The sequence below is a fragment of the Modestobacter versicolor genome (assembly GCF_014195485.1).
GTDB classification, from domain to species: Bacteria; Actinomycetota; Actinomycetes; order Mycobacteriales; family Geodermatophilaceae; genus Modestobacter; species Modestobacter versicolor.
In genome coordinates, this window is the sequence record NZ_JACIBU010000001.1 from 2,380,505 (window position 1) to 2,393,903 (window position 13,399).

The 13,399-nt window shown below is 73.5% G+C and carries 12 protein-coding genes and 1 tRNA gene; 7 read left to right on the plus strand and 6 right to left on the minus strand.

Translation table 11 applies throughout. The annotated features are described in order from the left end of the window. Nucleotides 1–65: 65 nt before the first annotated feature. Entirely contained in the window at nt 66–1,574 is a 1,509-nt protein-coding gene (locus FHX36_RS11655) for an amino acid permease (protein ID WP_110551372.1), read from the minus strand. 157 nt (nt 1,575–1,731) lie between these two features. Between FHX36_RS11655 and corA the strand changes: the two genes are divergently transcribed. Together corA and FHX36_RS22955 are read left to right on the plus strand one after the other, a co-directional pair. Next, nucleotides 1,732–2,832 (plus strand): magnesium/cobalt transporter CorA, encoded by a 1,101-nt coding sequence (gene corA, locus FHX36_RS11660; protein ID WP_110551373.1) that lies wholly within the window; start codon nt 1,732–1,734, stop codon nt 2,830–2,832. 770 nt (nt 2,833–3,602) lie between these two features. Then, nucleotides 3,603–3,839, plus strand: a complete 237-nt coding sequence (locus FHX36_RS22955; protein ID WP_246405463.1) for an endonuclease domain-containing protein — start codon at nt 3,603–3,605, stop codon at nt 3,837–3,839. A gap of 49 nt (nt 3,840–3,888) precedes the next feature. On the opposite strand, the gene rsmI is transcribed toward FHX36_RS22955, so the two are convergent. After that, complete coding sequence (rsmI, locus tag FHX36_RS11670) at nt 3,889–4,728, minus strand: 16S rRNA (cytidine(1402)-2'-O)-methyltransferase (protein WP_110551374.1); 840 nt, start codon at nt 4,726–4,728, stop codon at nt 3,889–3,891. Nucleotides 4,729–4,781: 53 nt separating this feature from the next. Here rsmI and FHX36_RS11675 point away from each other — a divergent pair, with 53 nt between their 5' ends. The 5 genes from FHX36_RS11675 (at nt 4,782) to FHX36_RS11695 (ending at nt 10,380) form a co-directional block, all read left to right on the plus strand. Continuing rightward, nucleotides 4,782–6,317: a dolichyl-phosphate-mannose--protein mannosyltransferase gene (locus FHX36_RS11675; protein WP_110551375.1), complete on the plus strand. Its 1,536-nt coding sequence runs from the start codon at nt 4,782–4,784 to the stop codon at nt 6,315–6,317. Nucleotides 6,318–6,493: 176 nt separating this feature from the next. Then, complete coding sequence (locus FHX36_RS11680; RefSeq protein ID WP_258372624.1) at nt 6,494–7,807, plus strand: MFS transporter; 1,314 nt, start codon at nt 6,494–6,496, stop codon at nt 7,805–7,807. A gap of 95 nt (nt 7,808–7,902) precedes the next feature. Continuing rightward, on the plus strand, nt 7,903–8,631 hold the full coding sequence (locus tag FHX36_RS11685; RefSeq protein ID WP_110551389.1) for a sulfotransferase-like domain-containing protein: 729 nt from the start codon (nt 7,903–7,905) through the stop codon (nt 8,629–8,631). Between the two features lie 3 nt (nt 8,632–8,634). Further along, the gene (locus tag FHX36_RS11690; protein WP_110551376.1) at nt 8,635–9,534 is read left to right on the plus strand and encodes an aminotransferase class IV; all 900 of its coding nucleotides are present in this window, start codon (nt 8,635–8,637) and stop codon (nt 9,532–9,534) included. A gap of 57 nt (nt 9,535–9,591) precedes the next feature. Continuing rightward, nucleotides 9,592–10,380 carry an enoyl-CoA hydratase/isomerase family protein gene (locus tag FHX36_RS11695; RefSeq protein ID WP_110551377.1) on the plus strand — a complete coding sequence of 263 codons (789 nt, stop codon included), beginning with the start codon at nt 9,592–9,594 and terminating at the stop codon, nt 10,378–10,380. A gap of 53 nt (nt 10,381–10,433) precedes the next feature. Here the strand turns inward: FHX36_RS11695 and FHX36_RS11700 are convergent. The 4 genes from FHX36_RS11700 to FHX36_RS11715 form a co-directional block, all read right to left on the minus strand. Then, nucleotides 10,434–10,507, minus strand: a tRNA-Ala gene (locus tag FHX36_RS11700). A gap of 69 nt (nt 10,508–10,576) precedes the next feature. Continuing rightward, a complete protein-coding gene (locus FHX36_RS11705; RefSeq protein WP_110551378.1) occupies nt 10,577–11,458 on the minus strand; it encodes a sugar phosphate isomerase/epimerase family protein in 882 nt (293 codons plus the stop codon). A 9-nt stretch (nt 11,459–11,467) separates the two neighbouring features. Beyond that, nucleotides 11,468–12,250, minus strand: coding sequence for an SDR family NAD(P)-dependent oxidoreductase (locus FHX36_RS11710; RefSeq protein WP_110551379.1), 783 nt, complete (start codon nt 12,248–12,250; stop codon nt 11,468–11,470). A gap of 83 nt (nt 12,251–12,333) precedes the next feature. Continuing rightward, entirely contained in the window at nt 12,334–13,329 is a 996-nt protein-coding gene (locus tag FHX36_RS11715; protein ID WP_110551380.1) for a sugar ABC transporter substrate-binding protein, read from the minus strand. Nucleotides 13,330–13,399 lie beyond the last annotated feature (70 nt).

The window sequence follows — 13,399 nt, forward strand, 5'->3', positions numbered from 1 at the left end:
TCGGGCGTTCGGACCTCCCTCAGGAGGGTGGGACGGCCGGCCTCACCCCCTGGGGTGAGGCCCGCTCAGCGCTCCCCGCCGGCCCGCTGGCCGGCTGCTGCCCGCTCGGCGGCGCCGCGCTGGGAGAACCGCGAGCGCCCCCGCCCGTAGAGGAAGTAGACGACGAAGCCGAGCAGCATCCAGGCCCCGAACCGCGCCCAGGTGTCCCCGGGCAGGTTGAGCATCAGGTAGATGCTCGCCAGCGCGGAGAGCGCCGGCACGAACGGCACCAGTGGGACGCGGAAGGAGCGGGGCAGCTCCGGGCGGGTGCGGCGGAGCACGATCACCGCGATCGACACCAGCACGAAGGCGAACAGCGTGCCGATGTTGACCAGCTCGGCGAGCACGTCCAGCGGGATGAACCCGGCCAGGACGGCGACGAACGCCCCGGTGATGATCGTGATCTTGTACGGCGTCCCGAACCGGGGGTGGACCGAGGCCAGCGCCGGCGGCAGCAGGTGGTCCCGGCTCATCGCGAACAGCACCCGGGACTGGCCGAGCATCAGGATCATCACGACCGAGGTGAGGCCGGCGAGCGCACCGACCGAGATCGCCCCGGACAGGAACGGCAGGCCCACGCTGCGGAAGGCGTCGGCCAGCGGGGCCGCCGTCGACAGCTCGGTGTACTGCTGCATGCCGACCACGACCAGCGAGACGGCGACGTAGAGGACGGTGCAGATCACCAGCGAGCCGATGATGCCGCGGGGCAGGTCGCGGCTGGGTTCCTTGGTCTCCTCCGCGGCGGTGGCCACCACGTCGAAGCCGATGAAGGCGAAGAACACGATGGCCGCACCGGCCAGGATGCCGCCGACGCCGAACGTGCTGGGCGCGAACCCGAAGAGGGTCTGGATGAGCGGCGCGGTCCACCCGCTGCCGGTCTCGGTCGGCTCGGCCGGCGGGATGAACGGCGAGTAGTTCGCGGCCTTGACGTAGAACAGGCCGACGACGATCACCAGCAGGACGATCGCGACCTTGATCGCCACGATGATCGAGGTGACCCGCGAGGACAGCTTGATGCCCAGCACCAGCACCGCGGTCATCACCGCCACGATGACGATCGCCGGGATGTTGACCGTCGCCTCGTCGCCCGCGATCGAGGTGGGCAGGGCGAGGCCCAGGTCACCGAGCAGCTGGTTGAGGTAGCCCGACCAGCCCACCGCCACCGTCGCCCCGCCCAGCGCCAGCTCCAGGACGAGGTCCCAGCCGATGATCCAGGCGACCAGCTCACCGAGCGTGGCGTAGGAGAACGTGTAGGCCGACCCGGCGACCGGCACGGTCGAGGCGAACTCGGCGTAGCAGATCGCGGCTAGGCCGCAGACGATCCCGGCGACGACGAAGGAGAGCGCCACGGCCGGGCCGGCGGTGTCCTTGGCCACCACGCCGGTGAGCACGAAGATCCCGGTGCCGATGATCACCCCGACGCCGAAGACCGTGAGGTCCAGCGCGGAGAGGTTCTTCTTGAGCTGGTGCTCCGGCTCCTCGGTGTCGCGGATCGACTCCTCGACGCTCTTGACCCGGGCCTTGTTGGTGGCCACCCCGGTCCCCCTCTCGAGCGGCCGGCGTGCGCGCCGCCGTCCGGCTGGTGATCATCTGTGCGGCGAGCGTCCCACGAGGCAGCGCATCCCGCAGACCTAGGCTCGGCCCGCCACCCGCCCGGTCGCGGACGGGTCGACGACAGACCAGGAGACCCCGGTGACCAGCACCGACAGCACGTCCGGCGCCCGCTCACGGCTGCCCCAGGTGCGGCGCCGGCCGCGGCCGGTGGGTGCGCCGCCCCCGCCGGTGGACGCGCGGCCCGGCACCGACTTCATCGTCGACTGCGCGGTGTACGTCGACGGCCGCCGCCAGGCGCCGGTCGCCTACGACGAGGCCCTGCACGCGGCCGTCGAGCAGGACGGTTTCGTGTGGCTGGGGCTGCACGAGCCCACCGAGGCCGAGCTCGCCGGCGTGGCCGCCGTCTACGGGCTGCACCCGCTGGCCGTCGAGGACGCCGTCGAGGCCCACCAGCGGCCCAAGCTGGACAGCTACGACGACTCGCTGTTCATGGTGCTGAAGACCGCGCGGTACGTGGAGCACGACGCCCTGACCGCCACCAGCGAGGTCGTGAACACCGGCGAGGTGATGGTCTTCCTCGGCAGCCACTACGTGATCACCGTCCGGCACGGCGACCACGGCGGTCTCAAGGACCTGCGGAACAGCCTCGAGGGCCAGACCGAGCTGCTGCAGCTGGGCCCGTCGGCGGTGCTCTACGCCGTCGCCGACCTGGTGGTCGACCACTTCGTCGAGGTGGCCGAGGCGGTGGAGGACGACGTCGAGGAGCTGGAGGCCTCGGTGTTCAGCCCCTCCCGCACCGACGACACCCCGCGGATCTACCAGCTCAAGCGGGAGATCATGCAGCTGCGCAAGGCCGTCCAGCCGCTGGAGGTGCCGCTGTCCACCCTGGCCGACCGGCCGGACGAGCTGGTGCCGGACGCGATGCGCTCCTACTTCCGCGACGTCCAGGACCACGCGCTGCGGGTGCGGGACCAGGTCGGCGGGCTGGACGAGCTGCTGTCGAACATCCTGCAGGCCGCGCTGGCCCGGATCTCGGTGTCGCAGAACGACGACATGCGGCGGATCTCCTCCTACGCCGGCCTGATCGCCGCGCCCACCCTGATCGCCGGGGTGTACGGGATGAACTTCGAGCACATGCCCGAGCTGGGCTGGTCGTTCGGCTACCCGTTCGCGCTGCTGCTGATGGCCGGCCTCTGCTGGCTGCTCTACCGCGGCTTCAAGCGCAGCGGCTGGCTCTAGCCCCTCCTCCCTCCCCCGCGCGCCGTTGTGCGCTGATCGTCGGTCTGCTCGCGGCAGACCGACGACAGGCGCACAACCGCGTGGGGCCTGTGGACGGCGCCGCTGCGGCGGCCGCCGATCCGGCACGGTTCCCCGGTGCTCGCCGTCCCCGATCAGTTGCTGCACGGACCGTTCCGCGGGGCCGACGCCGTCGCGCGTGGCCTGCTGACCCCACGTCAGCTGCGTGGTGCGTCCTGGCGTCCCCTCTTCCCGGGCGTCCTCGTGCACAGGGACGTCGAGGTGACCCACGCGGTGCGCGCCCTCGCGGCGGGCTCCCTCGTGCTCCCCGACTCGGTCGTCAGCGGCGCCAGCGCAGCGGTCCTGTGGGGCGTACCGCTGGCCGGCGCGGACGACGACGTCGAGCTGACCCGGTGGCCGGGCGCGCACCCGGTGCGCGTGGCGGGTCTGCGGGTCCGTCGCGCGGACTTGTCGGAGCGGACCGTCGTCTGGCACCGCGGCGTCCACGTCACCACCCGCGAGGCCACCGCCGTCCGGTTGGCCGGCGCGCTGCCGCCAGGCGCCGCGGTGGCCGCCGTCGACCAGCTCGTCCACGTCGCGGGCGCCGATCTCGACGAGATCCGCTGGCTCGCAGGGAGCGCGGACGGCCCGAACCGCCGGCGTGCCCGGGTCGCCTGCGCCCTCGCCGACGGCCTCGCCCAGTCGCCGAAGGAGACCGAGCTGCGGCTCCTCCTGCACCGCAGCTCCTCCCGCGCCCGGTCGCCCAGTACACGGTGCGGCAGCACGGGCGGTTCGTCGCGCGGGTGGACTTCGCCTGGCCGGCACAGCGGGTGGCGGTCGAGTACGACGGCCTGTGGCACCGCGACCCGCGCCAGTTCGCCGCCGACCGGGCCCGGCTGAACCGGCTGACCGCGGCGGGGTGGCGGGTCGTGTTCGTGACGGCGGCGGACCTGCACCGGCCCGGTGACGTCATCGCCCGCGTCGCGGCCGCGCTCGCTGTTGTGCGCTGATCGTCGCTCTGCGGGCCGGAAAGCGACGATCCGCGCACAATCGCGGGGGTCAGGGGGTCTTCGCGGCGACCACGGCGTCGTAGACCACCCGGCGCGGCAAGCCGGTGCGGCCGACGACCGTGCGGATCGCCTCCTTGCGGTCGGCCCCGGCGGCCTCCTCCGCGGCGACCTCGGCGGCGAGCTCAGCGGGCGACATCGACACCGGCCCGGCCACCGCCCCGGCCACCACGACGGTGATCTCCCCGCGCACGCCCTCGGCGGCCCACTCGGCCAGCTCGCCCAGCGGCCCGCGGCGGACCTCCTCGTGGGTCTTGGTCAGCTCCCTGCACACGGCGGCGGCCCGGTCGGCGCCGAGGACCTCCGCGGCGTCGGCCAGCGCCTCGGCCAGCCGGTGCGGCGACTCGTAGAACACCATCGTGCGGGGCTCGGCGGCCAGCGCCGCGAGGGCGGCCCGGCGCTCCCCGCCCTTGCGCGGCAGGAACCCCTCGAAGCAGAACCGGTCGGTGGGCAGGCCGGAGACCGCGAGCGCCGTGACGACGGCCGACGGCCCGGGCACCGAGGTGACCTCGATGCCGGCGTCGATGGCGGCCCGCACCAGCGTGTACCCGGGGTCGGAGACCGACGGCATGCCCGCGTCGGTGAGCAGCAGCACGGTGGCGCCGTCCTGCATGGCGGCCACCAGCCCGGGCAGCCGGGCCTGCTCGACCGACTCGTAGAAGCTGACCAGCCGCCCGGTGAACGTCACCCCGAGGTCGGCGGCGAGGCGGTGCAGCCGGCGGGTGTCCTCGACGGCCAGCACCTCGGCGGTCGCGAGCACCTCGCGCAGCCGGGGGCCGACGTCGCCGGGCTGGCCGAGCGGCGCGCCGCCGAGCACGAGTCGTCCGCTCATGACGTCGAGCCTGTCACGACGGGCCGGCCAGGTCGGCCACATACCCTGGCGCCATGGCGGTGCTGACCCCCGAGCGGACGGAGTCGGCTCCCGAGGACCCCGGGCCGCGCCGCCGGGTGCCGCTCCCGCGCCCGCTCCGCCAGCCCACGCCGCCGCTGCCCGGCGACCGGCGGCTGGCCGCGGTGCTCACCGCGCTGCTCGGGGTGGCCACGCTGGTCACCCGGCTCTGGGACATCCGCTACCCCGCGGACCTGGTCTTCGACGAGGCGTACTACCCGCCCGAGGCGCTGGAGGTGCTGGAGCTCGGGTACGAGTACAACCGCGGCTACACTTTCATCGTCCACCCGCCGCTGGGCAAGCTGCTCATCGCGGCCGGCGAGCACCTGTTCGGCTACGACTCCTTCGGCTGGCGGTTCCCCAGCGCCGTCGCGGGCACCATCGCCGTCGTCGTCCTCGCCCGGCTGGCCCGGCGGCTGACCGGCTCGACGCTGCTCGGGCTGGTCGCCGGCCTGCTGCTGGCGCTGGACGGCTTCTCCTTCAGCGTCGGCCGGATCGGCCTGCTCGACGTCTTCCTGCAGATGTTCGTGGTCTGCGCGGTGGCCTGCCTGGTCGTCGACCGCGACCGGGTGCGGCAGCGGGTCCGCGAGGGCAGCGACCGGATGACCGACCGGATGGCCCGGCAGGGGTTCCGGCTCGGCCCGCGGGGCTGGCGGATCGCGGCGGGCGTGCTGTTCGGCAGCGCCTGCGCGGTCAAGTGGAGCGGCGTCTACTTCCTCGCGCTGTTCGCCCTGCTGTCGCTGTGGTGGGACCGCGCGGCCTGGCGGGACGCCGGCGTCACCCGCCCGACGAGGGTGGCCCTGCGCCGCGGGCTGCCCGGTGCCGCGTGGGCGCTCGGCGTCCTGCCGGTGCTCACCTACCTGGCCACCTTCACCGGCTGGTTCCGCGGCGAGAACTCCCAGGGCCGGCACTGGGCCGACCAGCACCCGGACACCGCCTTCCCGTTCGTCCCGGGGGCGCTGCGCTCGCTGTGGCACATGCACGGCGAGTGGCTGACCTTCCACAACGGCCTGTCCACGCCGCACCCGTGGGAGTCGGGCCCGTGGTCCTGGCTGGTCGACGGCCGGCCGATCCTGCTGTGGAACCCGCAGGGGCTCACCGACGCCGACGGCAACCAGGTGATCCGCTACATCCTCATGCTCGGGACGCCGACCCTGTGGTTCCTGTTCGCCCCGGCGATGCTGTGGCTGCTGTGGCGGGCCGTCGCCCGGCGCGACCCCGCCGCGGTCACCGTCGGGGCCGCGATCGCCGCGGGCTGGCTGACCTGGTTCGTCAACCTCGACCGGACGATGTTCATCTTCTACATGGCCCCGGCGGTGCCGTTCTTCGTGCTGGCGGTGACGCTGGTGCTGCAGGACGTGCTGGGCCGGCCGCAGGCCAGCGCGCTGCGCCGGCAGGTGGGCCTGGGCGTGGTCTCGCTGTACCTGGCCGTGGTCGCGATGACGTTCGCGTTCTTCTACCCGGTGCTCACCGGCGCGCCGCTGACGCACGGCGAGTGGCTGCAGCGGATGTGGTTCCCCTCCTGGTTCTAGGAGGACCCTCGTGCCCCCCACTCCTCGCTCCGCTCGGAGCGGGCCCTGCACGAGGGCCGGGACAGCACGTTGCGAGCGCGGGTAGTTGGGTAGTACAACGGTTGTGGACGTCGACCGAGCGGGCACTGGAGCAGCCGGCCGACCCGGGACCTGACCTCCCCGTGGACGGAGACACCGTGAGCGCGCGCGGCGCGAGCAGCACCAGCATGTTCCAGCAGCCCAGGGCGGTCTTCGCGGTCGCCTTCGCCTGCGTCGTCAGCTTCATGGGCATCGGGCTCGTCGACCCGATCCTCCCGGCGCTGTCGGCCCAGCTGGACGCCACCCCGAGCCAGGTGAGCCTGCTGTTCACCAGCTACCTGGTGGTCACCGCCGTGGCGATGCTCGGCACGAACTGGGTGTCCAGCCGGATCGGGGCCAAGCGGACGCTGGTCACCGGCCTCGCGGTCATCGTGGTGTTCTCGGCGCTGGCCGGGCTGTCCGGCTCGATCAACGGCATCGTCGGCTTCCGGGCCGGCTGGGGGCTGGGGAACGCGCTGTTCATCGCCACCTCGCTGGCGGTGATCGTGGCGTCGGCCTCCGGCGGCTTCGCCGGCGCGATCGTGCTCTACGAGGCCGCCCTGGGCCTGGGCATCGCAGCCGGCCCGCTGGTCGGCGGGCTGCTCGGCGACCTCAGCTGGCGCGGGCCGTTCTTCGGCGTCGCCGTGCTGATGGCGATCGCGCTGCTGGCCACCGTCGTCCTGCTCGACGCCACCCCGACGCCGACCGAGCCCACGCCGCTGAGCGCGCCGCTCAAGGCGCTGCGGCACCGCAGCCTGCTGACCATGAGCCTGACCGCCCTGTTCTACAACTGGGGCTTCTTCACGATGCTGGGCTACGCGCCGTACCCGATGGAGCTCTCGGCGGTCCAGCTCGGCTTCGTCTTCTTCGGCTGGGGCCTGCTCGTCGCGTTCTTCTCCGTGGCCGGCGCCCCGCGGCTGCAGGCCCGGTTCGGCACCGCGCCGTCGCTGTACGGGGCGCTGGGCTTCTTCGCCGTGCTGCTGCTGCTGATCGGGCTGTTCACCGACGTCCGGTGGGCGCTGATCACCTGCGTGATCGCCTCGGGCATCGTCGTCGGGATCAACAACACGCTGACCACCCAGGCGGTCATGCTGGTCTCGCCGGTGCCCCGCCCGGTCGCCTCGGCCGCCTACGGGTTCGTCCGCTTCCTCGGCGGCGGCCTGGCCCCCTACGCCGCCGGCAAGCTGGCCGACCGCTTCGACCTGCACGTGCCGTTCGTCGTCGGCGCGATCGCCGTGGTGGTGGCCATCGGGGTGCTCGTCACCGGGCACCGGATGCTCGCCCGGGCCGACGCGGAGATGGCCGCCAGCGGCCACGGGGACGACGACGTCGCCGGGGAGGTCGCCGACGAGTTCGGCGGCGCGCCCGGCGCGATCGACCAGGAGGTCGAGCCGGAGCTCGCGGCCCGGAGGAAGACCGCCGCGCGTTCCTGAGCACCCCTCCTGCACACAGACGACGCCCCGGTCACCGACGACCGGGGCGTCGTCGCGTTCCCGGCCCGCAACACGGCACCGCTAGCGTGCGGCCGATGAGCGAGCAGGTGCGGATCGCGATGTGGTCGGGGCCGCGGACGTTGTCGACGGCGACGATGCGGGCCTGGGAGAACCGGCCGGACACCGTCGTCGTCGACGAGCCGCTGTACGCGTACTACCTGGCCGCGACCGGCCTGGACCACCCCGGCCGGGACGACGTGATCGCCAGCCAGCCCACCGACTGGCGCACCGTCGTCCGGGAGCTGACCGCCGGCCCGCTGCCCGACGGCGCGACGATCAGCTACCAGAAGCACATGACCCACCACGTGCTGCCCGAGGTCGACCTGGCTGCCTTCGCCGGGTTGCGGCACGCCTTCCTCCTGCGCGACCCGCGCCAGCTGCTGGCCTCCTACGCCCGGGTGCGCACCGAGCCGACGCTGGCCGACCTCGGGATCACCCAGCAGCTGGCGCTCTTCCGCCGGTTCGGCGGCCCGGTCGTCGACTCCGGCGACCTGCTCCGCGACCCCGAGGGCGTGCTCCGGGCGCTGTGCGCCGAGCTGCAGGTGCCCTTCGACCCGGCGATGCTGTCCTGGCCGGCCGGACCGCGGAGCTCGGACGGCGTGTGGGCGCCGCACTGGTACGCCTCGGTCGAGGCCTCCACCGGCTTCGGGCCGTACCGGGAGCCGGTCGTCGAGCTGCCCGCCCACCTGGCGGACCTGGCCGAGGAGTGCCGGGCCGCCTACGACGAGATGGCCGGTCACCGACTGGCCGCGCAGAGGAGCTGAACCGTGCTGCAGCAGTTCGACGAGCGGAACCGGGACCTGGTGGTCAACGTCGCCGGGCGGCTGACCCACCGCGACGAGGCCGCGGTCAGCCCGTTCGACTCGGTCGTGCAGGGCGGGGACGCGGTCTGGGAGGGGCTGCGGCTCTACCAGGGCCGCATCTTCGCCCTCGACGAGCACCTGGACCGGCTGCGGCGCTCGGCCCAGGCGCTGGCGTTCGCCGAGGTGCCCTCCGACGAGGAGATCGTCGAGGAGATCCGGCGGACCCTGGCCGCCAACGCGATGACCGACGGCGTGCACGTGCGGCTGACGCTGACCCGCGGCGTGAAGGTGACCAGCGGGATGGACCCGCGGCTGAACCAGAGCGGGCCCACGCTGATCGTGCTCGCCGAGTTCAAGCCCCCGGTCTACGACGCCGGCGGGATCACCCTGGTCACCTCCAGCGTCCGCCGTCCGACCCCCGACGTGCTGGACCCGAAGATCCACTCGAACAACCTGCTGAACTCGATCCTGGCCAAGGTCGAGGCGAACGTCGCCGGCGCCGACGACGCGCTGATGCTCGACTCCCGCGGGCACATCGCGGAGACCAACGCCACGCACCTGTTCTTCGTCGTCGACGGCGTGCTCTGCACCTCCACCACCGCGGCCTGCCCGGAGGGGATCACCCGCTCCACCGTGCTGCGGCTGGCCGCCGACGCCGGCATCCCCTACGAGGTCGGCGACTTCTCGCTGCCGCAGCTGTACTCGGCGAGCGAGGCGTTCGTCACCGGGACGATGGGCGAGCTGACCCCGGTGCTGGTGGTCGACGGGCGCCGGATCGGCGACGGCGAGCCCGGCCTGGTCACCCGCCGGCTGGCCGCCGACTACGCCGCGCTGACCGCGACCAGCGGGACGCCGGTCGTCTGACCGGGCCGGGGCCCCCGGCTCGCCCTAGCGTGGAGGCCCGACGGAGGGAGGACGGTCATGACCGCACCGGCTGCACGGGTGACGACCGCGCTGGACGGCGACGTCTGGCGGATCAGCCTGGACGCCGCGGACACCGGCAACCCGGTCGACCGGGTGATGGCCGGGCAGCTGGCCGAGGCGCTGGACCGCCGCCCGGCAGAGGCCCGCGTCGTGCTGCTGCTGAGCACCGGCCGGGACTTCTGCGTGGGCGCCGACCTCCGCGGTCTCGCCGCCGGCGAGGACCTGCCGGCGTCGGTCCGCGCGCTGTCCGCGGCCTGGCACCAGGTCGTCCGCTCGGTCCTGCACTGCCCGGTGCCCGTGGTCGCCGGGGTGCGGGGGTCGGTGGCCGGCGCGGGCATCGGCCTGCTGGGCGCCTGCGACCTCGTCGTCTGCGGCCGGTCGACCAAGCTGCACCCGGCCTACGGCTCGCTCGGCCTCTCCCCGGACGGCGGCACGTCCTGGGCGCTGACCCGGGCGCTCGGGGCGCCGCGGGCGCTGGAGCTGCTGCTCACCGACGGGGTGCTGCACGCCGCCGACGCGCACACCTTCGGCCTGGTGGCGCGGCTGGTGGACGACGAGACGCTGGTGGAGGAGGTCACCGCGCTGGCCCGGTCGATCGCGGCCGGCCCGGTGCGGGCGATGGTGCGCACCCGCGGGCTGGTCCGCCGGGCGGCGATCCGCACGCTGGACGAGCAGCTGGAGGACGAGGAGCGGCTGCTCGTCGAGTCGGCGGCCGACCCGGAGGGCCGGGAGGGCGTGGCGGCCGCGCTGGCCGGCCGTCGTCCGGACTTCCGCGGCGCGCGCTGAGCCACCCGGAGACACGTCAGGCCGGGCCCTGGTGGGCCCGGCCTGACGACGGGTGGAGCTGAGGGGAATTGAACCCCTGACCCCCTCGATGCGAACGAGGTGCGCTACCGGACTGCGCCACAGCCCCGTCGAGGAACGAGGATACCGCCCCTCCCCCGCGCGGTGCGCACCACCCTCCCGAGCCCGCGTCGGCGGGTCAGGACCCGAGGCCCGCCGGTGACCCGACGTCCGCCTCGGCCCGCCGGATGATCCCGATCGCCTCTGCCGCGAGCGCCGCGCCGTCGGTGTAGGGCTCCCGCCAGATGCCGAGCAGGTCGCTGGCGAACTCCGACAGCACCGACCGCGAGAACGCCTCCACCCCGACCCGGCCCCGGTACCCGGCCTCGACGGCCGCCCGGACCGCCGCCGCGGTGTCGACCGACCCCGACCCGAGCGGGCCGCGGCCGGACTGGCCGAGCTCCAGGTAGCCCAGGACGGGCACCGCCGACCGGATCGCGGCCAGCATGTCGGCCTCCTCGACCGCCATGTGGAAGGTGTCCAGGTGCACCCGCAGGTGCGCCGACCCGCTGGCGGCGAGGAACGCCAGGGCCTGCTCGGCGGTGTTGAGCAGCGGGGTCTCGTACCGGTTGAGCACCTCGAAGGTCACCGTGACCCCGCGCTCGTGGGCCTGGTCGGCGACCCGGCCGAGGTGCCCCGCGGCGCGCTCGAGGGCACCGGGCGGCGCGGCCGTGGGCGACCGGCCGAACAACCCGTAGGAGACGCCGTTCATCTGGTCCCCGCCGAGGGCGGCGGTGGCGTCGACCATGCGGAGCAGCGCGGCCACCCCCGCCTGCTGCTCGTCCTCGTCGGGCGAGGAGACGTCGGCGCCGGGGGCCTGCCCCGCGATGGTGATCGGGGCGAGCCCGTGGTCGCGGAACAGGGCTGCCCACCCCGCGAGCGGGTCACCGTCCGGGTCGATCGGGGGCAGGACGACCGAGGAGTACCCGAGGTCGGCCAGCGTGCCCAGCGCCCGGCCCAGCGCGGGCTCCGCGAGGTCGGGGACCAGGACGTTCAGGTGGCAGGCGGCATCGATCGGCACGTCGGCCCCTCAGAAGGTCGGCAGGTCGAGGCGCTTCTTGAACACCGAGTACCCGTCGTCCACGTGCACGACGGTGCCGTTGATGACGTTGGCCTCGTCGGAGGCCAGGAACGCCACGACGTCGGCGATCTCGTGCGGCTCGGTGAGCTTGTTGCGCAGCTGCTCCGAGGCGAAGGTCGTCCGCAGCTCCTCGCTGAACTGGTTGATGATCGGGGTGCCGACCCGGCCGGGGGTGATCGCCACCGCCCGGATGCCGTACTCGGCCAGCTCGTAGGCGGCCGACCGGGTGAAGGAGATGACGGCGGCCTTGGCGGCGCTGTAGGTGAACGCCAGCTCGGCCGCCTGCTCCCCGTAGATCGAGGAGGTGCTGATGATGACGCCGCCGGTGCCCTGGTCCCGGAACTGCCGGCCGGCGGCGAGGATCCCGTAGTACACGCCGTCCTGGTCGACCCGGATCATCGGCTGGTAGTCGACCGCGGGGTCGTGGTCCAGCAGCGGCTTGCCACCGGCGATGCCGGCGTTGTTGAAGATCACGTCGAGCTTGCCGAAGGCCTCGACAGCCCGCCGGACCACCGCCTCGACCTGGTCGTACACCGAGACGTCGACCTGGGCGGCCACCGCCTGGCCCGGGTGGCCGTCGGCCTCGACCTCGGCGACGACCTTCTCCGCCCGCTCGAGGTCGATGTCGGCGACGACCACCTTCGCGCCCTCGCTGATGAACTTCTGGACGGTCGCGTGGCCGATGCCGCTGGCACCGCCGGTGATGATGGCGACCTTGCCTTCCAGGCGCATGGGGTACTGCCTTCCGCTGGGGTGGAGGGGTGGGGGGTGGTCGGGGCCGGGAGCGTCCCGGCCCCGACCGGGGGTGGGGCCGGCTACCCCAACTTGTCCGACGGCGTGATGGTGGAGGCGTTCTCGGCGGTGACGATGGTGGTGTCCACCGCCTCGTAGTTCTCCGACGGCAGCTCGCCGGTCTCCTGGTAGGCCGTGACCTGCTCGATCACCGAGTCCAGCACCTCGGGCCACGGCTGGTTCGCGGTGGCCACGAACGTGCCGCCGGACAGGATCTGGGCGATCGCCTCGCTGGTGGCGTCCGACCCGGTCACCTTCGCCGTCGAGCCGGCCTCGGTGATCGCCTGCGACGCACCCAGCGCCGCGTCGTCCCAGCCGACCCAGACGGCGTCGAGACCGCCGGGGTTGGCGGTCAGGTAGTCGGTGACCAGGGCCAGCGCCTCGGTGCGCCCGGTGGCCGGGGACTTCACCTTCTGCACGTCACCGCCGGCGATGGTGGCTCCGGCGGCCTCCAGGTCCTCGAGCGCCAGCTGGGCGCGCATCCGGATGCCGGGGTGCGGGTCGTGGCCGATGACCATGACGTTCTTGCCCTCGAGCGAGCCGCCGAGCGATGCCGTCAGCGCCTCCAGGGTGCCGTCCACGATGCCCTGCTGGTCGGTGGTGATGTTGAGGGCGAAGGCGTCCGTGGCCTCGGTCGCGGCGTCCATCGCGAAGATCGGGATCTCCGAGTCCCGGGCGGCCGTCACGATCGAGCCGATCGCCGCGACGTCGGTGTAGCCGTCCAGGATCACGTCGGCGCCCTGGCCGATCGCGCTCTCCACCTGCGGGTTCATCTTCTGGAAGTCGAAGTCGCCCTGGATCATGGTGAGGTCCCAACCGAGCTCGTCGGCCTTGGCCTCCACGGCCTTGACCCACCAGGCGCCGATCGGGGTCTGGTTGCCCGAGGTGAAGGCGACCACCCGGAACGGGTCGTCACCCCCGCCACCGCCGCCGCCACCGCCGCCGTCCCCGGACGAACAACCGGCCAGCACCATCGTGAGGACTGCGACGCTGGCGCCGAGCCCGGTCCATCTGCGCATGAGCTACTCCCTTGTAGGACGTGCGGCCTGCCGTTGCCGGCCGGGTGGGGTGGGGTGTGCTGTTCCGGTG

Excerpts from the sequence above, each read along its gene's own strand:
- FHX36_RS11695 (WP_110551377.1), top strand. The coding sequence starts at position 9,592 with ATGACCGCACCGGCTGCACGGGTGACGACCGCGCTGGACGGCGACGTC.
- FHX36_RS11710 (WP_110551379.1), bottom strand. The coding sequence starts at position 12,250 with ATGCGCCTGGAAGGCAAGGTCGCCATCATCACCGGCGGTGCCAGCGGC.
- FHX36_RS11675 (WP_110551375.1), top strand. The coding sequence starts at position 4,782 with ATGGCGGTGCTGACCCCCGAGCGGACGGAGTCGGCTCCCGAGGACCCC.
- rsmI (WP_110551374.1), bottom strand. The coding sequence starts at position 4,728 with ATGAGCGGACGACTCGTGCTCGGCGGCGCGCCGCTCGGCCAGCCCGGC.
- FHX36_RS11685 (WP_110551389.1), top strand. The coding sequence starts at position 7,903 with ATGAGCGAGCAGGTGCGGATCGCGATGTGGTCGGGGCCGCGGACGTTG.
- FHX36_RS11715 (WP_110551380.1), bottom strand. The coding sequence starts at position 13,329 with ATGCGCAGATGGACCGGGCTCGGCGCCAGCGTCGCAGTCCTCACGATG.